The organism is Caballeronia sp. LZ024 (genome assembly GCF_031451455.1).
Classification (GTDB): Bacteria; Pseudomonadota; Gammaproteobacteria; order Burkholderiales; family Burkholderiaceae; genus Caballeronia; species Caballeronia telluris.
In genome coordinates this window covers 106,560-125,759 of sequence record NZ_JARUXL010000005.1, presented here as the reverse complement: position 1 = coordinate 125,759, position 19,200 = coordinate 106,560, and the positions used below count along the sequence as shown (strand labels likewise).

General features: G+C 61.0%; 18 protein-coding genes. 14 read left to right on the top strand and 4 right to left on the bottom strand.

Features of this window, described 5'->3' with window-relative positions; all coding sequences use genetic code 11:
- The first annotated feature begins 337 nt into the window (after window positions 1-337).
- Genes QCE48_RS29915 through QCE48_RS29850 form a run of 14 tightly spaced genes read left to right on the top strand, consistent with a single transcriptional unit; the run spans window position 338 to window position 15,378 of the window.
- Complete coding sequence (locus QCE48_RS29915; protein ID WP_309788978.1) at window positions 338-1,042, top strand: type IV secretion system protein; 705 nt, start codon at window positions 338-340, stop codon at window positions 1,040-1,042.
- 2 nt (window positions 1,043-1,044) lie between these two features.
- A complete protein-coding gene (locus QCE48_RS29910; RefSeq protein ID WP_309788890.1) occupies window positions 1,045-1,917 on the top strand; it encodes a TrbG/VirB9 family P-type conjugative transfer protein in 873 nt (290 codons plus the stop codon).
- A 2-nt stretch (window positions 1,918-1,919) separates the two neighbouring features.
- The gene (locus QCE48_RS29905) at window positions 1,920-3,170 is read left to right on the top strand and encodes a TrbI/VirB10 family protein (RefSeq protein ID WP_309788889.1); all 1,251 of its coding nucleotides are present in this window, start codon (window positions 1,920-1,922) and stop codon (window positions 3,168-3,170) included.
- Complete coding sequence (locus tag QCE48_RS29900; protein WP_309788888.1) at window positions 3,163-3,963, top strand: transglycosylase SLT domain-containing protein; 801 nt, start codon at window positions 3,163-3,165, stop codon at window positions 3,961-3,963. Before QCE48_RS29905 ends, QCE48_RS29900 begins: the two co-directional genes overlap by 8 nt.
- Window positions 3,960-5,216, top strand: a complete 1,257-nt coding sequence (locus QCE48_RS29895) for a hypothetical protein (protein ID WP_309788887.1) — start codon at window positions 3,960-3,962, stop codon at window positions 5,214-5,216. The genes QCE48_RS29900 and QCE48_RS29895 overlap by 4 nt, the downstream gene beginning before the upstream one ends.
- On the top strand, window positions 5,213-5,635 hold the full coding sequence (locus QCE48_RS29890; protein ID WP_116565310.1) for a lytic transglycosylase domain-containing protein: 423 nt from the start codon (window positions 5,213-5,215) through the stop codon (window positions 5,633-5,635). Before QCE48_RS29895 ends, QCE48_RS29890 begins: the two co-directional genes overlap by 4 nt.
- 5 nt (window positions 5,636-5,640) lie before the next feature.
- Window positions 5,641-6,291: a toxin co-regulated pilus biosynthesis Q family protein gene (locus tag QCE48_RS29885; protein WP_309788886.1), complete on the top strand. Its 651-nt coding sequence runs from the start codon at window positions 5,641-5,643 to the stop codon at window positions 6,289-6,291.
- A gap of 5 nt (window positions 6,292-6,296) precedes the next feature.
- A complete protein-coding gene (locus QCE48_RS29880) occupies window positions 6,297-7,925 on the top strand; it encodes a type II secretory pathway protein (protein WP_309788885.1) in 1,629 nt (542 codons plus the stop codon).
- Between the two features lie 19 nt (window positions 7,926-7,944).
- On the top strand, window positions 7,945-9,225 hold the full coding sequence (locus QCE48_RS29875) for a hypothetical protein (protein ID WP_309788884.1): 1,281 nt from the start codon (window positions 7,945-7,947) through the stop codon (window positions 9,223-9,225).
- A gap of 34 nt (window positions 9,226-9,259) precedes the next feature.
- Window positions 9,260-9,835 (top strand): hypothetical protein, encoded by a 576-nt coding sequence (locus QCE48_RS29870; protein WP_309788883.1) that lies wholly within the window; start codon window positions 9,260-9,262, stop codon window positions 9,833-9,835.
- A 3-nt stretch (window positions 9,836-9,838) separates the two neighbouring features.
- Window positions 9,839-12,301, top strand: a complete 2,463-nt coding sequence (locus QCE48_RS29865) for an ATPase, T2SS/T4P/T4SS family (protein ID WP_309788882.1) — start codon at window positions 9,839-9,841, stop codon at window positions 12,299-12,301.
- Window positions 12,302-12,313: 12 nt separating this feature from the next.
- Window positions 12,314-13,432 (top strand): type II secretion system protein, encoded by a 1,119-nt coding sequence (locus QCE48_RS29860; RefSeq protein ID WP_309788881.1) that lies wholly within the window; start codon window positions 12,314-12,316, stop codon window positions 13,430-13,432.
- A gap of 11 nt (window positions 13,433-13,443) precedes the next feature.
- Window positions 13,444-14,058 (top strand): type 4 pilus major pilin, encoded by a 615-nt coding sequence (locus QCE48_RS29855; protein WP_309788880.1) that lies wholly within the window; start codon window positions 13,444-13,446, stop codon window positions 14,056-14,058.
- Between the two features lie 15 nt (window positions 14,059-14,073).
- Window positions 14,074-15,378, top strand: a complete 1,305-nt coding sequence (locus QCE48_RS29850) for a hypothetical protein (RefSeq protein WP_309788879.1) — start codon at window positions 14,074-14,076, stop codon at window positions 15,376-15,378.
- A gap of 678 nt (window positions 15,379-16,056) precedes the next feature.
- Here the strand turns inward: QCE48_RS29850 and QCE48_RS29845 are convergent.
- The 4 genes from QCE48_RS29845 to QCE48_RS29830 all read right to left on the bottom strand — a co-directional run bounded on the left by QCE48_RS29845 (window position 16,057) and on the right by QCE48_RS29830 (window position 19,143).
- Window positions 16,057-17,166 carry a CAP domain-containing protein gene (locus QCE48_RS29845; protein WP_309788878.1) on the bottom strand — a complete coding sequence of 370 codons (1,110 nt, stop codon included), beginning with the start codon at window positions 17,164-17,166 and terminating at the stop codon, window positions 16,057-16,059.
- A gap of 209 nt (window positions 17,167-17,375) precedes the next feature.
- The gene (locus QCE48_RS29840) at window positions 17,376-17,750 is read right to left on the bottom strand and encodes a hypothetical protein (protein ID WP_309788877.1); all 375 of its coding nucleotides are present in this window, start codon (window positions 17,748-17,750) and stop codon (window positions 17,376-17,378) included.
- Between the two features lie 3 nt (window positions 17,751-17,753).
- Window positions 17,754-17,924, bottom strand: coding sequence for a hypothetical protein (locus QCE48_RS29835; protein ID WP_309788876.1), 171 nt, complete (start codon window positions 17,922-17,924; stop codon window positions 17,754-17,756).
- Window positions 17,925-17,949: 25 nt separating this feature from the next.
- Complete coding sequence (locus QCE48_RS29830; protein ID WP_309788875.1) at window positions 17,950-19,143, bottom strand: FlhC family transcriptional regulator; 1,194 nt, start codon at window positions 19,141-19,143, stop codon at window positions 17,950-17,952.
- Window positions 19,144-19,200: the final 57 nt, after the last annotated feature.

Sequence of the window (19,200 nt, the reverse complement as noted above, 5' to 3'; positions counted from 1 at the left end):
CGGTAGGATCCGCGCTAGCCGCTAGGTCGGCATTGGAAGGATGTCCTGTCGAAAAGCTGCCGATACCGATTCCGCTTTTCTGCTACTTCGACCCTGGTATGACGACCACCCCGTGAAGGCATCTACAACAAACGAGTGCTGGCGGATTAACGAAAGCTATATCTTTTCGTGCCTCATTTCCAGAAAGTGCCGCTATCCGGATAGCGTTGCGCAGCGGTAGTTGTCGCGGAGTCGTCTCGCGAGTAGTAAACAGTGCAATGGCGCACAAAACTCATCGTCTTTCGGAGAAAAAAAGGACGCTCGCGCTGTTTCAATGGTGACCATTCAAAGGGTTGCCATGCGTCTTTTCAAGAACAAGCGTCGGGCCGCGCTATCCGCGGCCCCCGGCTCATACGCCGAAGAAGATCCAAGCAGGGTGATTTTCGAGACGAGCACAAGGCTCAAGCTCGAAGCTAATCGCTGGATGCTGATTTCGTTCGGCCTGGCTGTCATCGCGGCCGGCGCCGTGTGGACGCGGCAACCACCGCCTTCGGTCACTCGCGTCGTGGGCGTGTCTGCCGACACCGGCGGCCATCCCATCGTGACCGAGCTTGTCGCCTATAAGCCCGACTCGCAAGCGGTGAGAACGACGGTCAAAGACATGGCCGTTCGTTGGTTCACGATTGAGCCGGTGTTGTCGGACCGCCTCGAGACTTCGCGCATGACCGCGAACATCAACTCGGTGAAAGCGCAAATGATAGGCGCGGCAGCCGGTCAGTTCCGCGACTGGCTCAAGGCCGACACACCGTTCCAGCAGATCACGGCGAACCCCAAACTGATCCGCGAAGTCGACGTGCGCAACATCGCGTTGCTAGAAGACTCGACTGTACTCGTCGAATTCACGACGACCACCTCGCAGGCTGGCGCCACGGGCAAGCCGGACGTGAAGTCGTACGCGCTCACGCTGCGCTATCAAATCGTCGCACCCACTGCTGAGCAGGCGCTGACGACGAACCCCTTCGGCATCTTCATTCCGTTTTTCCGCCTTGAGCGGACCGCATAAGCATGACCGCAACCATTTTCAATAAACGGCCGGTCATCGGCATGTGCATTCTCGCTGCGTGCGCAGCGTTGCTTGCTCAACCGGCTGTGGCCAAGAAAGCCGCGAGCGACTCGGCGTTTAATGCCGCGATGGTCGCGGGCGACCCCATGAGCCCGATCAATCCGTTTAACGGCGGCGCCGATCCTTTGACGATGCCCGGCGACGCGCGCATCGGCGTGTTTCCATACAGCCGCGACCAGATCTACCGCGTTCTGACCGCGCCGCTCAAGCTAACGACGATCGAGCTGGAGAAGGGCGAGAAGCTGATCGCCGACCCGGCGATGGGCGACAGCGTCCAGTGGGAGGTCGACGACGACAAGATGAACCACGTGTTCATCAAGCCGCACAAGGCTGAGCTCGTCAACACGCTGCATCTGACGACGAATCTCCGCGAGTACGACTTCACGCTTATCGCCTCGCCGGCGGGCGGCATGTTCTATCAAACCGTGCGCTTTCAATACCCGCGCGCGCCGATGGCCCGCGTCAGCGCACGCGATGACGCGACGGCCAACGGCAGCCGCGGTGGTGCCGATTCGGGAAGCATCAGTGTTGCGCCGGACAAGCTGTACTGGGATTACAGCGTCGAAGGCCGCGCCGAGTTCACGCCGGAGACTGTCTTCGACGACGGCCATGCGGTCTGGATGCGCATGCCTGCCAAAGCGCAGGAGTGGCCGGTGCCGTTTATTTTCGACCACGGCGATCGCGTCGTCGCGAACTTCATTCGCCGTGGAGACTTCCTCGTCCTCCAGCGTCTCGCCGACGAGATCGTTCTGCGTTCCGGCAAGGACGAGGTCACGGTGACGCGCGGCCGCCACCGCTTGTTCGGGGTATTCTGATCGTGGCGAAGAAACCGGACTCGGCTACGCCCAGCGCGGAGCAAGAAGCACTCGTCAAAGGCAAGACGCCACGCAATGCGATCATGAGCATCGGCATTCTGGCTGCTGTCGTCATCGGTGGCCTCGGCTTCTACTACCAGCTACAAGCGACGAACAAGGCCGACGAAGACGCGCGCATCAAGAAGGCGACGGCGCTCAAGTCGAGCACGGAAGCGCCCGCTGCCGCAAACAACAACGACATCGACCAGATGATCCGTCAGCAGCGCGACGCAGCGGCGTCGGAGGCTGCCGCGCGTGCCGCATCTGAAGCAGCGGCTCCGAAGCCCGCTGTCAAACCGATGCTGACCGGCGCCGACTTCCAGGAAGAGGTCAAAGGCTCGGGCACGGACACGCGCGAGCTTTCCCGGCAGGCCGCGCAAGACGCGATCTATACGTCCTCTATCTTTAAGCAGGCCGGCGCGTCGCGTTCGGCGAACCAAGCGACCGGCGCACTGCCCGCTGGCATTCCTTCGTTGGATGAGGTGCGAGCTGCTCGGGACGCTGCGGGAGCCAACACTCCCGATGCGATGGCGATCGCCTTGGCGAAGCAGGGCCAAGCACCCGAAGATCGCGACCGCGCGTTCCTCCGAGATGCGGCTTCCCAAGGCGGCATCGAACGCACGACCTTCAATGGCCGATCGACGGGTTGCACGTTGACGCCGCCCCATGTGATCCATGTGAAGACGGTCGAGGGGCTGAACTCGGACAAGCCGGGCCGTGTGTCGTTGATGGTGGATGAGGACGTCTATGACAGCCTGCGCGGTGACTGCTTGATGATCCCGAAGGGCGCGTTCATCAATGGCATGTACAGCGCGGACGTCAAAGTTGGCCAGGAGCGCCTGCTGGTTGCTTCCACGAGTCTGCGTTTGCCCAACGGCAAGAGCGTACCGCTCAACGGCATGCAAGGCGCCGACCAGAACGGCTACGCCGGGTTCTCTGGCGATGTGAACAACCACTTCCTGAAGATCTTCGGCGCGGGCTTCATTACGGCGATTCTACTGAAGGCGTTCGACAGCAGCTCGCAGACGGCGACGACCGCGACGCCCAACGGCGTAACCACTTATGGTGACACGGCGGGGCAGGTCGCGGCAGCGACCGCCCAGACCGTCATGCAGCGCAACCAGAATATCCCGCCGACCATCACCGTTGAACCGGGCCAGAAGTTCCTGGTGCAGGTAACGCAGGACATCGTCATGGAGCCGTACCATGATTAAGACGTTGGCGGCTGCGTACCTGTCAGTGATCGCGTTCGGCGCAAATGCGGCGACCATTGATTCGATCATCAGCCCGACGCGCATCGTGGTCGACGACGGCATGAAACGCGCAATCGTCGAGCTGCCCGGCGAGCCGGTGTATGCATGCGGGCTGAAGCCGTTTCTGGCGTGGGCTAATCGATTTAAGGGTCAAACGGCCGAGGCCGCGGCTGGCGGCGTTGCACTCAGCATCGACGGATCGAGTGTCAGCCTCGAAAGCCTGTTTGTGAAGGCGGGATGGCTGCGACCCGCGGCCCTTAGCGATGACGCTCAAGCGAGCATCACAGAGCGGCGTGGTGGGTGGGCGTGCGCATCTGCGCAGGCGCCGTTCGACGCCATGCACACGTCCGTCGATCCGAAAATTCTTGCTGGCATCGCGCTTAATGAGTCCGCCTACAACGGGCGCGCATGGCCGTGGACGTTGAATGTCGCCGGTCGCGGTTTCTTCTTTCGCACGCGAGAAGACGCGTATCGCGCCGTGCGCTACCTGATCAGCAACGGCCGGTCGGACTTTGACGTCGGCATCATGCAGATTAACTGGGGATACCACAGTAAGCGTTTCACGAACGCTTGGGACGCCCTCGCGCCGGTGACCAACATCCGCGTGGCCGAAGACATTCTCAATGAGAACTACCGCCTGACGCACTCCGCTGTGAAGGCCGTCGCGTACTACCACAGCGCCAATCCTGCCCCGGGCCGCGAATACCTCGCGCGCTTCGTGAAGCACCTCTCTCAAATCGAACGCGGTCTATGAAGCACACGCTCTCTCTTCTTACTCTCGCGCTTGCCGCAGTGACGCTGAACGCGGCGGCCGCTGGAACAGACCCGCTCGACTTTGACTACGAGATCGCGGGAAACGTGCTGGAGCGGCCCGCGCTCGTTTTCAACGATGGCAGCGACACCTATTTTCAGCCGCGTGCCGGTCAGTCGTTGCGCGTGGACGGTGGACATAGCCAAGGACCGTACATCGTTGTGCCGGGCACGCCCGAAGTGATCCGTTACTCCGCGGGCGGCTCGAGCGCCACCGCTTACTGGAAGAAAGCCAATCGCTTCATCGGCGACAAGGCGCGCGGCGACACGCCCTCTGGTTTTTCTAGCTTCTCGGGTCGCCTCACGCTGATCGGACCGCGCAGCAGCCTCGAAGGTACGCGGCCTTTGAACGCGACGCTGCCGCTTGCGCAGCTGGTCAAGGCTCTGGTGCCGCAGGGCTGGACGGGATCGGCTCAGAAAGACATCGATTTGACGACCTCAGCGAGCTTCGGCACGCGTGATGGCGAGAACTGGATGCAGTCGCTTAATCGGCTTGTGGCGGCTTCCGACTTGTACGCGGACGTCGACTTCAACGCTCATCACGTCACGTTGCGCCGCTCGGCTCCGCAGTCAGTGGCCGTCAACTATATCGCGCCGGTGTCGCAGGTCGCTGCAAGTCCTGCCGCCGCGTCGTCGAGTCCAGGCGCGGACCCTATCGCAGATATCGCGAAGAGAGCCGACACAGACGCGCCCGCCGCATCGGGGTCCGTCCTCGCGGCGAAGTTCGGCGCACTGGCGATCCGCGACGGTGACGACAGCCACATTCAAATCAAGTTTTCCGCCAAGCCTGTTGCGGAGTTGAAGGTGACCGGGCAAGACGGCAATTCGCTGCGCCCGAAGTGGGATGACGCGACCGGGGTCGTGACGTTTAACCGCACGGAACGTTTCACGATCTCCAATGGCACGGACAAGGTCGAAGTCGCCCGTGTCGCCGGAACCGTCTATGAGTTCGACACCGCGAACAAGGCCGCTCTGCAAAGCGTGTTTGAGGATAACGGCTCGACGTTTTTCAAGTTCGCCGACACCGTCGGCAAGGTGACGGTCGCCGACGTGGGACACATGGGCTCGGGCGAGCAGAAGGGCCGCTATTACAAGTTCAACGGCACCGCCGACCAGTTCATCGTCAATGCCGACGGCAACGTCGTCAACGTGCTGCGCAAACACGATGTGCGGTTCTTTGATCGGTCCGCGTCATGAACCGAATGATCTACTTCTCAACGCTGCTTTGCGCGGCCGTCTCGCTGCGTGCGCGTGCGGATTGTCTTGACGATGCCGCCCGCTATCACCGCGTGAGCATTCAGGTAGTACGCGCCATTGCGCAGCAAGAGTCCGGGATGCGGCCGTACGTAACGAGCCGCAACACGGATGGGAGCGAGGACATTGGGTTGATGCAAATCAACTCATCTTGGCTTCCGAAACTGGCGCGCTTTGGCATCAGCCGCCAACACCTGTTCGACGCCTGCGTGAACGCGTACGTGGGCACGTGGATCCTGGCTTCAAACATCAAGCAGTTTGGTCCGACATGGAAAGCGGTCGGTGCCTACAACGCCGTTTCCTCGAACAAGCAGCTCATCTACGCCAATAACATTTACCGCCGCCTGCAACGTACGAACTGACCAACATGACGCCTATCTTTCCTCTTCAAATGCATCGCACCGCGCGCATGGTGGCTCACTTGTTCGCATGTCTGGCACTCACGACCGTATCGGGTATTGCTGCAGCGGACCCCGACCAGTCTCGCCTAGCACCGCCGCCCGGTGACGGCTGGCAATTGCTCTCCGCGCCTGCCGCGAAGGCGCCTGTCGCTCAGCTGGCGATGGCGTCGCCGGTTGCTCCCGTCGTTCGTGCTGCTCCCGCTACGCCTGCTGCTCCGGCCGCGCTCAAAGCCGCTATCGGTGGCCCCGCGCCAGTCGCACTTCCCGGTGTCGCCGCGCAGGCGCCGGTTGGCGCGATGGACGTCGCGCCGGTAATCGTGCCGTCGCAGGGTGGCGCAACGGCGCCCGGTGGCGTTCTGTCTCTCTCGATCACGCCGCAGGACATCAACTTGCGCAACGCGCTTGATCGCTGGCTACAGCAGCAGGGCTGGCAGCTCGCCTGGAAGATCGACGATGACTTGCCGCTGGAGTTCAACGCGACGTTCTCCGGCGACTTCAAGTCGGTGCTCACGCAAGTGATGCAGGCGACCAATCACATGCGCACGCCCACGCGCGTCTGCAAACACACCAATAACGTTATCCGCGTCGTCGCACGCGCAGCCAACTGCCAAGAGTAATCGCCATGCGCCTCACGAAAATCAAATCTGCCGTTGCCATTCTCGTGGCCGCATCGCTGACTGGCTGCGCCGTGTCGCAATCCGATGTGAACCGTGCCTATGACGCGACCAATGCCGAAGCCGCACACGCGATGGGCAATGGCCCGGAGTCGATGTCGCTTGTTGAAGAAGTGCCGACCGCGTTCCTCGGCGACCGGTTGGTGCCGGTCGCCTATGAAGCGACGTTGCCGGCGATCTTCCGCGAAAAGTCGGTCGTCTTCCCGGGCAATCTGCAGCTGTCCAAGATCGCCACGCTCGTTTCGACGGCGACAGGTTATCCGGTGCATTTGAGCCCGGACGTATTCATTCCGCGCGACGCGTTGATTCCTAGGACGAACGGTGCGGGCGGGCAGGGTGCCCCGATGCGGCCGCAGGCGATGGCGAAGTCGAACGTCGAGCCGGTCTATGCGCAGGCATGCAACTGCAAGGTCGGCGAGTATCTGCGTGGCGTGACGGAAAACCTGGGCCTCGACTGGACGTTCGATGGCAGCACCATTTCCATCAGCCGGTTCGTCACCAAAACCTTCGCCATTGCGGCGATCCCGGGCAAGGTGTCCATCAAGTCGACTATGTCAAAGGGTACTGATACGTCGACCGGCAACCAGGCGTCCGGTGGCACCACGGGCGGCACGTCGGGCAATACCGGTTCGTTCTCGTCAGTCACCTCCACTGGACGCGACGGCACGTTCGATCAGATCGCGATCATCCAGTCGGAACTGGAGAAGCTGAAGTCGCCGCTCGGCGAAGTGGTGGTCAATCCGCACAGCCGCTTGGTGATGGTTCGAGACACCAAGGAAGCCGTCGATCGCATGGGCGCGTTGCTCGCGCGTGAGAACGCCGTCTCAACGCGTCAGGTCGCGCTGCGCGTGCGTACCCTTCAAGTCGATCTGAGCAACTCGTCGCAAGCGGGCGTCAGTGCGGACATCGTGTTCAACCGCATCTCCGACGGGCTGAAGCGCTACGCCGTTACGGTCGCTTCGCCCACGTCGTTAGCAACCGCAATTGGCGGCACGGTCGGCCTCTCCGTCTTGAAGCCGGGCTCGCCAATGGAAGGGACCAACGCGGTCATTAGCGGCCTCAATTCCTTCGGCAAGACCGTTCAGGACAACACCCAGACGAAGATGACGCTCAATGGACTGCCGGTTTCCATCGGATCGTTTGAGACGAAAGGGTATTTGGCAGCTACTACGCCCAGTGTGGGCTCGATCTCCGGTAGCGGCGCGGGCGTACCGGGTCTGCAGCCGGGATCTGTCACGGTCGGTGACTTCGTGAACATCCTGCCGTCGGTCAATGATCACAACCAGATCATCCTGTCGTACTGGAGCGATAGCTCGAAGCTGAACGGGCCTTTCACGACCATCAGCACCGGGTCGGGCGACACGCTGCAGCAGATCCAGTTGCCCGACATCCTCGGCAACAAGGATGACCAGACCATCGCCCTGTCCGATGGACAGACCGTCGTGCTGTATGGCGCGGTGAGCAATCGGTATGACGGCAGCAACAACAACGGCATCGGTGGTCTGTCGGGCGCATGGAACAAGGGACGCACGTTCCAGGTGATCATGCTGACGGCAACCGTCGTCCCGTCGATGTGAGCGCGAGGTAAGCATCCCTATGCACTTCGAATCCATACCGGGCGAAAAGGGCGCGAAGCTCGTATTCGGGCTGGATTGGCGCGCTTATTCCGCCAAGGGCGCCCGCGCCGAGCGCCGGCATTACGTCGAGGAGTCCGGCGCGACTCACTACACCGAGTTCAGGTCGAAGGGCGAGACCATCGTCGGCTTCTGCGAGCTTGATCAAACGCAGCGCAAGGGCGGCAAGCTGTATTCCGCCGCCGCGCGCATCGCGTCGCTTGAGCGAGTCTCGCGTCGGCCCGCAGTGCTTGTGCTCATCCAGAACGATGAACTTGTGCATCTGGTGCTGGTGCAACGCGGCGCCGTCGCGCTTGACGAGGAGGTCGCGCTTAACGCGCTCGCCGATAAGCGCGAAGCGATCGAGGACACCTGTGCGAAGGCGGGGCTCGAACTTGCGACGCTCGGCCACGGCGCGCAACTCCATGCGGTCGATGAGGTGTTCGATCTGCGCGAGCTGATCGTTGCGCGCAAGGTCGGCCTCATCAAGAAGATCCCCGTTGCCGTGCCTACAACGGTGCCGTTGCTCGTCATCCTCGCGGCGGTGTTCTATGGTGGCAAGCAATTGATTGACGTACTTAATCCGCCGCCTCCGCCGCCGGCGCCGCCGCCGACATTCATGCAGGAGTATCAGTCGGCTGTAATGCGCACACTCGCTGCGCCCGCTCCGCTCGCGAGCCAGCTTGCCCCGAAGCTACTCGCGAGTTTCGGCGCGCAGGAAACGAACGTCGCCGGATGGCAGTTTCAGAAAGCGTCCTGCACGATCGCGGGCCCCTGCATCGCAACGTACAAGCGACAGGGCGGCACGTTCAAGGAGTTTGACGCACGCGCGCCGGAATCGCTGCGTCCGGTCGTCTTCAACTCTGACGGTTGGCATCTGACCGCGCGTGGTCCCGAAGTGACGATCGCCGAACGCGTGGCGCTTGGTGAGCAGAAGACGTGGCCAACCCAGCAGGCGCTCATTAAGAGTCTGCAGACCGGCCCGCAAAAGCTTTCCACCAAGCCGGACACGCTCGATAGCCACGGTTACGTCGTAGATATCAAGCCGGCTGAGCGCCTTATCCAGCGCCAGCCGATGGCCGGTGAAGCGCAAGGGCCGCTGGTCCAGCGAGGTACCTGGCAGATCGACGGATACAAATGGCAAAGCGCGCTGCTCACGCGCCTGCCGGACAACATGGCACTGGACACCCTCGACGTCGAGTTGAAAGAGGACGGTACCGGGGTGCATTTCACTGCGAAGGGTAAATACTATGTTCTCAACTAAGTGGCCAGCACGAGCCGCATGCTTCGGTGCGCTCATGTTCGTGGCGGGCGCGGCAATCTCGCAGGAAAGTCATCTGACGCTGGACGACATCGACAAGCTCGCGCGGGCGAAGCTCGTGGACTCGATGCGCGGTGGCCAAGGTGGGCAAAGTGGACAGGCGGCACCGTCCAGTGGCATCGGCCTCTCGTCGCCGCTCAGCGCCGCACCTGCACCCGCACCTGCACCGGTAGCGGTCGCCGCACCGGCCGCGCCGAAGGTCGGGCGCAAGCCCGTAGCGCCTATCAGGCGCGTCATTCCTGCGACTTTCGTTGGAGCTTATTCGGACATGTCTGGCTCATACGTGCTCTATGACTACCAAGGCACGACCTACACGGCACGCCAAGGCAGTCGGCTGCTGAACGGCTGGACAGTCGCGTCCATCGACGGCTTCACGGTCAATCTGGTCGACGGCAAGCACAAGTGGACGGAGACGATCGTAGCGCCTGCCGACGTGCCCGCCGTCGCGCTCCCGGATTCGCCGGCCGTCAGGGCGATCACGGATCTGTCCTCGCCGCTTCCTCTGGGCGGCGTCTCATCGACGGCTTCTACCTTCGTACCGTTTGGGAAATAAGCAATGGGTCTGTTTGCGCAAGAAGAGCAGGGCGCGCCAGACGCTCCTCGCGGTGGCTTCCTGAAGCGGTTTCGCGCGCCGCGCTCGAGCTTCGTCGAGCCGGGCAGCAGTGCAGAGCCGAAATTCGCCGCTCCTAAGCCAGTCGCCGCGGAAGCGAAAGCGCCTGGCATAGCGCCGGGAAAACCGAGGGGCGACGCGTCGACAGTCAGCACGCGTGCAGTCAATCCGCAAGTCATGTTTCTAGGTCGCGCACTATCGGGCGGCGATGTCGAAGACGTCGAGAGCACTGAGCTTGACGATGACTGGCGCGGGTCCGTGCCCCCTGTGCAGACGCAGTCGGGGCCTGAAGGTGACGCGGTCGATGATGAGCCAGGTTTTAGGCCGTTCGTCCCACCGAGCTTCGAGCGACCGAGCTACGCGAGCATGTCTGCTGCGATGGCGGCTAGGGAGCGCGGTCAGCCGGTGAACGACGAAGCCCTGACGGCGCAAGCAACGCCGTCTGGCGCGCAACATCGATCTAAACCTCAGGCCGAACTACAGGTCGAACCGCCGCAGCCGCAGCCGCACCCGCAGCCGCAGCCGGAGCTGGGGCTGGAGCGCCGGTCGGCGGCAGCGTCATCGGACTCGATCAGGCAGGCGAGTGTCGCCGGGAGCGACGCTAATGCCGAGCGGTTCGGTGCGCAACCGGAACCTGCGCCACAACGACCAGCAAGTCCCAACGAACATAAGGCCGCGTCCGCGCCGACTATCGCTGCGCAGGAATACCCAGCGGATGACGAAGAGCAGACCGAGGGCGGCGGGCTGGCATCTGGCCGGCCGGAACTGGTGTCGCCCGATTCGCTTCCTGACTTCAAGCGCGTTCTCACCGTCGCTGACGACGACGCCGCGCTGCGCATTCCGGCGGCTGCGCGCAAGGAGTTCGTCGCCGTCGAATTGCAACCGGGCGTAGCGATTACGGTGGCCACCGCCCGATTCGCGGAGAAGGCCCAATACGCAACGTTCATCAAGGATCTTGGCGCCAACGACATTCTCGTGCGCGAGGAGATGATCGCGACGGAAGCTGTGATCGCCGCCATCTACTCGGGCAAGGCCGCCGCTTCCGCCAACTCCACAGTCCGCGAAGCCAGCCGGGCGATCGGCAACTTCCGCGATATCGTTGAGGCCGCGCACGCATACGGTGCGAGCGACATTCATTTCGAACCACGCGAATTTCACAATGAGGTCGAAATCCGGTTTCGTGTGAACGGCGATATGTACACGTTCAGCCGCATGCGAAAGGCGATCGTGCGTCGCGCGTTATTTGCTGCGTACAGCGATCTCGTTCAGCGCAACACCAACTCCGGCAACAGCTTTCAGCCGAGCGCGCCGCAGTCGGCAATGATCCCGCTGGTCGTCAAGACGGACACGGTCAACTTGCGCTGGCAATCGTCTCCGCTGGTGGGCGGGTATGACGTCGCCCTGCGTCTGCTCGACGGCAACTTCAAGAACTATTCGGTGCTGCTGCCGAAGGACATGGGATTCGAGAAGAGCCAGCTCGAGCTGATCGAGACGCTTAACTATGTGAGCGGCGGCATCACGGCGCTCACCGGCGAGACCGGCTCCGGCAAGACGACGACGCTGCGCGCGCTGTCGTACATGCTCCCGGATCGCGAACTCAAGAAGCAGTTCGCGGTGAACGAGCCGTCCGAGTATCCGATGCCGTGGCTGTCGGACTACTCGATCATTCGCCGCCCTGACGAGACTGACGATGAGGCGAACCGCAAGTATGCGGAAGTGATTCGAACGCTGATGCGGCAGGACCCGGACGATTTGACCATCGGCGAGGTCCGCGATCGCGTTGTGATGGGCCTGGTCGCGGAACTGGCGCTGACCGGTCACCCGGTGCGTTTCTCGCTGCACGCCGGCGACATCATCGCGGCCGTGATGCGTATGGCGGGCGGGCGGCTGCAACTGCCGATCGACGAGCTAGCGTCCGAAGGCTTCATCAACGCGGTCGGTAACCAGAAGTTGATTCCGACGCTTTGCGAGCACTGCAAGCTGCCCGCCGAAGACGTGATGCCCAAGGCCGACCTAGAACTGTTACGCACGAAATTTGGCCTCGACACCTCGCGCATGGCATGCCGCAACTACGACGGCTGCGAGCACTGCCGACTGAAGGGGCTTTTCACCCGCAACGGCAAGGCAGCGGGTGGAACCACGCGCCCGTCATTGGCCGCCGAGCTTTACCGCCCGACGCCTGAGTTTTTGGAGCGTGTGGCCGAGCGCGACTGGGCCGGTGCCCGCAAAGTTTGGCGCGGTGAACGCCGTACCGGGTTCGATAACGCGGATATGACGGGAAAGACCCTCTATGAACATGCTCTTTTCAAGGCTTCGCGCGGTTTGATTGACCCACAATTCATCAATCGCTCGATGCAGTCGTTCGCGCAGTACCGCGTAATGCCCGGCGTCGATGGTTTAATGGTCTAACCCTGGTCCTCCATGTTCACCACGTTCGCAAAAATGCTGCCCGAGCGGCAGCAGTTGGTCGTCGCGCGCTGGCGGTTTCAGAAAGTCCGCGAGGACTTCTACCGCGAGACGCGTCTCGATATCGCAGCAAAGGGCCTGCGCAACACCGAGACGCTGTTCGACCGGCTCGAAACGTACGAAAAGCGCAGCCGCACTCGCGGCAAGCTCGAATGGCGGGTGTTCTCCAGCATCCGGGAAACTATGCAGCGCGGGGAGAGCTTCTCGCTCGCTATCAAGCCATTCATCCCCGGCGACGAGTACGCGCTGCTGGACATTGCCGATGAATCTTCGCGCCAAGACTCCGTCGTGCGTGGCTTCGAACTCGCGGAAATGGCGTCGAAGGCTAAGCGCGTGCTGTCGTCAACAACTTCGGTGCAGATGGCCTACCCAGCGTTGCTGCTGGTCTATATGTACGCGTACTGCATGCTGTTCGGCGGCGTCATCTTTCCGCAAGTGCTCGATGTCCGCCCGCTCGACCAATGGCCCGATCTTGGCCGGTTCCTGTATCACGTTGACACGTTCTGCTACGAGTACTGGTGGCTCACGCTCACGGCGATCATCGGCCTCGTGCTCGCTTACTTCTCGAGCCTGAAACGTTGGTCTGGGCCTCTTCGAGACAAGTTCGACCGCATGCCGCTGCTTTGGCGCAATCGTCGCGACCTCCGCGCGGCACTGCTTATCGTCTCGCTCGCGGGCCTCTTTGACTCCAATCTCACGCTGCGCGCCGCGCTCGACCGGCTCCTAAAGACGGCTGACCCGTGGCTGCGCTGGCATCTGAAGATCATGGATCGACGCTTGACGGCCTGGTCCGACGAGCCAATGCGCGCGCTCGACACTGGGATTTTCTCGGTGACGATCGTCGACACGATCACCGACGCTGCGGGCCGCGACCAGTTTGAAGCCGCTATCAAGAGTCTTGGCCGTGAGTCACTCGATCGCGTCGTTGAAGCAGTCAAGCGCAACGCCCGGATGACGCACTTCATGCTGCTCGGTTTTGCCGCTGCACTGTTCCTGACGCTTGGCATTGGCTCATACGTCGTGACGGGTGCCGTCAATCTCACATCGGGGAATCCCGCCGCATCTAGCTATTAAGGAAAAGCAAAATGACCAACGAAAACAATCAAGCAGTTCAGACCGACCCGATAAAAGAGCGCCGTGCGCGCCTCCTCATGATCGCCCGTGCGAAGAAGCAGTCAGGCGAGTTGTCCATGATTGAAGCGGGGGCGGTGATGGCGGGTGCCGCGTTGCTCGCGCTGGCTGTGTACGCGGGCGGCAAGTATGTGCTCGATCTGATTCATGCGGCGCAGTTCAAGAGCGAAGCGCAGATGTTCCACACTGGCATCTTGAACGCGACGCAGAACGACGCCGATTTCTCGTCGGAGACGCTCACTGTCCTTGCGCAGAACCACGCCTTCGACTCGGCGGGTTCGCGCGTCGCATCCGATAAGTCGTCGGTCAAGGGCATGTTCAATGGCACCGTGACGGCTGCCGTTGGCACGCTCGTCACCTCCAACGACTCGTTGATTGTCACGTATCCGGTGACCTCGACGGTTTGTTCGTTGAGTGCGGCCGCATTGGTCACCGTGTACACACAGGTGACGGTGAACGGGACGACGATCTTTTCGCCGACCACGACGTACAACACGGCGACGGTCGCGACCGCCTGCGCGTCCAACGGCGCAATGGCGTCGATGGCGCTGTGGACCACTCGCACCTAATCGCAGGGCGCCGATATGGGAAGCATTCTTGAGATGTTGATCGTCCTGATCGGCGCGGCCTTGCTGACTGTACAGGGAATCAAGGAAGACATTTCTGCCAAGCGCCAGAACCTGCTCCAGATCGAAGGGCAGAACATTGCGTCGATCAACTCGGCGCTTGGCAGCTACATCACTAACAACTACGCGTCGTTGATCCCCGCAGGGTTTTCGCAGACGACGTCGACTGCGATAGCCGCGCCCACGCTCGCTCAGTTGAGCGCGCAGGCTAACAACAAGGTCTCGTTCAAGGACGGTCCTTTTTGGGGTCGAACCTACCAGATAGCGCTGTCGATCGTGCCCGACAACTGCTCCACCGCAGCGGGCAACTGCCATATTGCATCGCAGATCTATCCGAGCTTGCCGCTGATCAGCATGAAGGACAAGACGGCTGACATCGCCGGTGCAGGTGTGCTCACGGCTGCGGGGGGAGCACAGTTCGGCTACTCGACAAACCGCACGCCAGCCACGATTACCGGGATTCATGGACAGTGGACGGTGCCCAATCCCGTTGGGAGCAAGCCTGGGATGGTGCTCGCGATCAATGGCTTTGGCGCGGACGGTAACTCGCCGTACTACCGGCGCGATGGTGCATTGCCGCTGACCGGCACGATGAACGCCAACAATCAGGACATGCAGAACGTCGGCAATGTGACGCTTGGCGCGAACAAGGTTATGAAGTTGCAAGCGGGGAACAGTCTTCAGATCGACAACGGCGCTATGTACTACGGCGATAGCGTGAATGCGGCGGTTCGTACAAAAGGCGCGTTGTACGTCCAGAACTATCAAGGTACCGGCGCTGCACCGATCAATGTCGGCGACGTGAATTCCAGCGGAACGGTGAACGCCAATGTCGTGAACACGAACGTCGCGAATATCAACGCTGCCGCCGGCAATTGTGGCTGGAACGGCGTGACCATCCGCAACAACCTTATGTATGTCTGCAACAAGTGGGGCAACTGGGTAGGCGTCAGCACGTTGGTCACGAATCACAGCAGTGATGCTCATTACAGCGGGTGGAAGAACGAATGGGGCGTCACTCCTCCAGCGTGCGGGCCAGGGGGAACGGCCTGGTATCGGATCACTCCGCAGACCGTCTCGACGGACTACTCGAACAACCACAATCCTCCCATCGGTGGTGCTAGCTTCACGATGGGCTGGAACGGCAGCCAGTGGGTGCTTCAGATCAACGACGTACTCGCGGACGGCGCTAACACTCGGATACCCGATCAGTTAAATCTAACGGCAGAGATCGACGTTGGCTGCTCGTATTCCAATCAGTAAGGAAGTGAATGAAAAATATCGGGATTGCCGGCGCCGTGCTTGCTGTTGCGTGCGCCGTTCTTGTGGGGAGCGGAGCTGACGCCGCAGACGTCTATCAGCCGATCGTGGTGCCGACAGCGCCAGGCTGTAGCGCTGGGTATTCGTGGCAAAAGGCTGGAGTGAGGTATCAGTGCATGACACCGCCTCCGTCTTGCCAGTACGGATTCTCGTCCGGACCTGTCTGGACTGGTAGCTCGTGGAGCTACGCGTGTAATCCACCGCCGCCGCCACCTGTTACTCAACCGCCACCGGGGGACGGCTGTATCGCCGGGGCACCCACGTATGGGTTTCAGATCACTAGAGGCCCTGACCGTGTGTATCCGGCTGGCGGCAACTATTGCAACGGACTTGCTTGTTGGATCTACTTTGGAAAAGGTCCGCGTGTCACTGTGACCTCCTGTGGCGATACGTCGGCGACATATGTCATCTACTGCTACGTGAACGCAGACAATTCTGTGAATCGCGTCACGGGCTTGGTACAGCCCGAAAACATCACCTGCGGCGGAGGAGGCGGCTAACGTATGCAGGACCGGCTTTGTTATCGGGCTCGCCGGAGCGTAACCGCTCGTCCGAGGCCCCAAAACGAAGAAAGCGCCGCTTGGCGCTTTCTCTTCTTCGGCTCTGCCGGTCAAAAGTTTTTTACCTAGCGGCCGTCGTGAACTGCCACGAAGTGCTGATTGGCGTGCCGTCGCGCGCACCGGAGAAGGTGGCGGTGTAGGCGGTGTTCGCAGTCAAGTGGGCAAGTGGCAGCAAGAAAGCGGTCCCAGCGAAAACGTGGTTGTTCACGTCCGCCGTCACTGCTGCCTTCGAGCCTGAAACCGCAGCCGGCTGAACCAGAATTCGCGCAGGAACGACGTTGCCGGAAGAATCTTTCAGTACGAAGCTGTCAACCGTGAGCACGTTGCCGCTTTGCGCATTAACACGGACCATGATCGGTCGTCCGGGCGCCGGAAGGTCCGGTGCGGGATTGGGGCTCTCTGCCTGCATTGCAAGAGCGACGTTGGCCTCGTCGGTGTACGGCGCGTGGACGACCTGACCCATCGGGATTTGCTGCCCGGAGTTGAAAGCGATCGAATTGTAGTCACTTTCCGTTGCCGGAGCAGGCGAGGACAAGACGCCGAAGTCTGCGACACAGAAAGAGTAAGCCGGTGCGCTCGGCGGTGCCACGTACCCGAGGCCGACGGAGGTTTGGTTGCCAGTAATGGACTCGAGGTGATAAACGGTGTTGATCCATTGCTGGGCGCAACTGGCGCCGTCGTTTTCTCCGTTGTTACCACTGCTCCACGACGCTGCTACCACCTCTCCGACCCACAGATTCGCCGCGGTACCAGCTTTGCGTGCTCTCAGGTACGGCCAGGCCTCATAGAAACCGGGGTTCCCAGAGTTCTCGGTGTGGGTCAAAGACGATTCAGCTCCGCTAGTGAAATTAATTTGCTCGTACTGAGCATGGCTTTGCGCTGCCCCATCCAGCAACGGATCTTGCGCCACCATGCCAACGCCGATCTGGGACCTGTAGGCATTGATGGTTGTGAACATGCCATACTGGCCTGTACCCGCCGCATAAGTCGGTGCAGGAACGCTAGTCTGCGGTGCGATTACAGGATTGCTGGAAGTCGCAGGCTGGCTCGCACCAGACGGTGGTGATGCGGAGCCGGACGTGGAATCGCCTCCACCGCCGCCGCAAGCAGCCACGAGCAGCGATGCAGCGATCGCGGCCATCGAGAGTTTGAAGTTTTTCTGAATCGTCATTTGTTGTTTCCGATCTAGCTGTTGCAGTCGCCCCCGCGATCTGCTTACTTTCATCTTATCGAGCGGTGTTCGAAGTCAAGGCAATTCGGAAGCCCGCTCCGAAACCGCTTTCCTCGTTGGCAAATTGCCGTTGGCCATTGGCGGCGCACGCATTGTAATACCCGGAAAGGGTCCGTAATTCGGCACTGTTGCTGGATCGCAACCGTTTGCTAGCGGTGCTTCGCGCGGGCACGAAAGTGCTTCACGCGCAAAGCGACGAAGACGACGCCGAGCACCGCAGCGACGGCGACGGGCTGCGTCGCGCCGACTGAAGAGAGGAGCAAGGTGCCGCCCCACAGGAGAATCAGGAAAGTTGCGAGCGCGCCGAATGCTTTGCTTTTCGACGCGGCCGCGAACCGCCGCCTGCTTGAGCCGAATCTTTGCGCAAACCGAATGTTGCTTTGCTCAAGGTCGAACGCCTCCTGCGACTGCACCGTCGCCCGATCTGCGCGGTAGTGCCTCTCGTACCGTTGGAATCGCGCGTCGCCGCGGCCTTCGAGCCACGCGGCGGCGCTGTCGGGAAAGAGGTAGGCGAAGTCCTGCATGGCTCAGTGCGTCACGTCGGAGTGAAATTCGATTGCACCGATTGCGTCCGGAATGCAGCGTCCGTCGGCCTCGGCGTAATAGGCGCCCGTCTCTAAGTCGAGCCAGCCAAACTGCGCGCGGCCGTCGTGTGAAAAGACGACTAGACCGGCCTCGATTGAGAAATCGTGGGACATCCTGGACACCTCCTTTTCCTGTTTATCACTTGCTCTTTGAACGCTTTTTTCCCTTGCTTCTCGCTTCGGTACGCGGCTTCAGGTCGTATTCACAGCCCGGGCAGACGAAGTCCTTGGCCAATTCGATTTTCCCTTCGTCGTTCGACAAGATGTACTCGGTTCCGCAAGTTCTGCACGGGGCGAGATTCAGCCTTGAATCCGTCGCCATGGAACGTGTTAGATGGTTTGCGCGGTCGGCTGACACGGCGAGGCGAGAGCCGAACATCTTTTCCAGTACGTCGTTAGATGCGATCAACGCTTCGGGAATGTTCGCTCCGTTTTTAAGCGCGCATCGATAAAGCCATACCAGCATGCTCGCCTGAAGGCGGTGAACCGGGCGTTCGACGTACCACGTCAAAGAGCTTGCGCTGTTGCCGCAAGGCGAGCTGACGCCGTGGATTTGCCGGTACGTGTTGCGAGTGATCGCCGAGTTCAGGGCGAACAAGTTGGTCGCTGTCGACGCCCGACAGCCCTGCGTCATCATCAAGCGCGCGTAGACCTCGCGCTTGGCTCTGTCGAGCCGCAAATCGGACCACAGGTTTTTGTACGGGAGCGCGCTCGACTTCAGTTTTGAAGTTCGCATGACATAGTGCGCGGCCGACTCGTCACTAAGATCTCCGGCGGAATATTCAAACCAGAACAGGTTGTCGTCGAAGCGCCATCTGTAGAGCGGGAAGCGAATTCCGCCGATAGCGGCTTCAAGACGCCCGATCGGCAAAGCCATGAGGTAATCAGCTAGCTCGAACGAAATGCCAAGCAGCGGGGCGGCCAAAACGTTCTGGTGGAGGACGTCCTTCAGAAGCGAGACGTAGGTGCAGTTGTAATGGAAGATATCGCGCGCTGTCACATCGTCGACAAAAGGCATTGCCGACGAGAGCTTTACGACGGTCTGCGACAACATGATGCCATCGACGAACGTTTCCCAGTCACGCGGGTCTTGCAGAGCGGGCGAGAGCGCTAGGAACGGCATGTTCATCAGCTTCGCCATGGGCGCGGCGTGGGCTTTGAACGTTTCCATGTTCTCGAACGAGACCCCGAAAAATGCTTCGGCGTCGCTGTACCGTGCCAGCACTTTGTGCATTACACCGGTGAGAGAGTAGTTGGTCCGCTGGATCTTCTCGGCAAGATACTTTGACAGCGGAATATTGGTCTCGACGTGGTCAAGGATGTTGGTCGACATATTTTTTTATTTTGGTATCAGTTACAGCGGAAGCAACTCCGTTCGCTCCCGCGCCGT

What these genes read in the sequence shown, in the direction of transcription:
- QCE48_RS29835 (WP_309788876.1), bottom strand. Translation starts at nt 17,924, where the DNA reads ATGTCCCACGATTTCTCAATCGAGGCCGGTCTAGTCGTCTTTTCACAC.
- QCE48_RS29885 (WP_309788886.1), top strand. Translation starts at nt 5,641, where the DNA reads ATGACGCCTATCTTTCCTCTTCAAATGCATCGCACCGCGCGCATGGTG.
- QCE48_RS29830 (WP_309788875.1), bottom strand. Translation starts at nt 19,143, where the DNA reads ATGTCGACCAACATCCTTGACCACGTCGAGACCAATATTCCGCTGTCA.
- QCE48_RS29845 (WP_309788878.1), bottom strand. Translation starts at nt 17,166, where the DNA reads ATGACGATTCAGAAAAACTTCAAACTCTCGATGGCCGCGATCGCTGCA.
- QCE48_RS29880 (WP_309788885.1), top strand. Translation starts at nt 6,297, where the DNA reads ATGCGCCTCACGAAAATCAAATCTGCCGTTGCCATTCTCGTGGCCGCA.
- QCE48_RS29850 (WP_309788879.1), top strand. Translation starts at nt 14,074, where the DNA reads ATGGGAAGCATTCTTGAGATGTTGATCGTCCTGATCGGCGCGGCCTTG.
- QCE48_RS29915 (WP_309788978.1), top strand. Translation starts at nt 338, where the DNA reads ATGCGTCTTTTCAAGAACAAGCGTCGGGCCGCGCTATCCGCGGCCCCC.
- QCE48_RS29870 (WP_309788883.1), top strand. Translation starts at nt 9,260, where the DNA reads ATGTTCGTGGCGGGCGCGGCAATCTCGCAGGAAAGTCATCTGACGCTG.
- QCE48_RS29890 (WP_116565310.1), top strand. Translation starts at nt 5,213, where the DNA reads ATGAACCGAATGATCTACTTCTCAACGCTGCTTTGCGCGGCCGTCTCG.
- QCE48_RS29860 (WP_309788881.1), top strand. Translation starts at nt 12,314, where the DNA reads ATGTTCACCACGTTCGCAAAAATGCTGCCCGAGCGGCAGCAGTTGGTC.
- QCE48_RS29840 (WP_309788877.1), bottom strand. Translation starts at nt 17,750, where the DNA reads ATGCAGGACTTCGCCTACCTCTTTCCCGACAGCGCCGCCGCGTGGCTC.
- QCE48_RS29855 (WP_309788880.1), top strand. Translation starts at nt 13,444, where the DNA reads ATGACCAACGAAAACAATCAAGCAGTTCAGACCGACCCGATAAAAGAG.
- QCE48_RS29875 (WP_309788884.1), top strand. Translation starts at nt 7,945, where the DNA reads ATGCACTTCGAATCCATACCGGGCGAAAAGGGCGCGAAGCTCGTATTC.
- QCE48_RS29900 (WP_309788888.1), top strand. Translation starts at nt 3,163, where the DNA reads ATGATTAAGACGTTGGCGGCTGCGTACCTGTCAGTGATCGCGTTCGGC.
- QCE48_RS29895 (WP_309788887.1), top strand. Translation starts at nt 3,960, where the DNA reads ATGAAGCACACGCTCTCTCTTCTTACTCTCGCGCTTGCCGCAGTGACG.
- QCE48_RS29910 (WP_309788890.1), top strand. Translation starts at nt 1,045, where the DNA reads ATGACCGCAACCATTTTCAATAAACGGCCGGTCATCGGCATGTGCATT.
- QCE48_RS29865 (WP_309788882.1), top strand. Translation starts at nt 9,839, where the DNA reads ATGGGTCTGTTTGCGCAAGAAGAGCAGGGCGCGCCAGACGCTCCTCGC.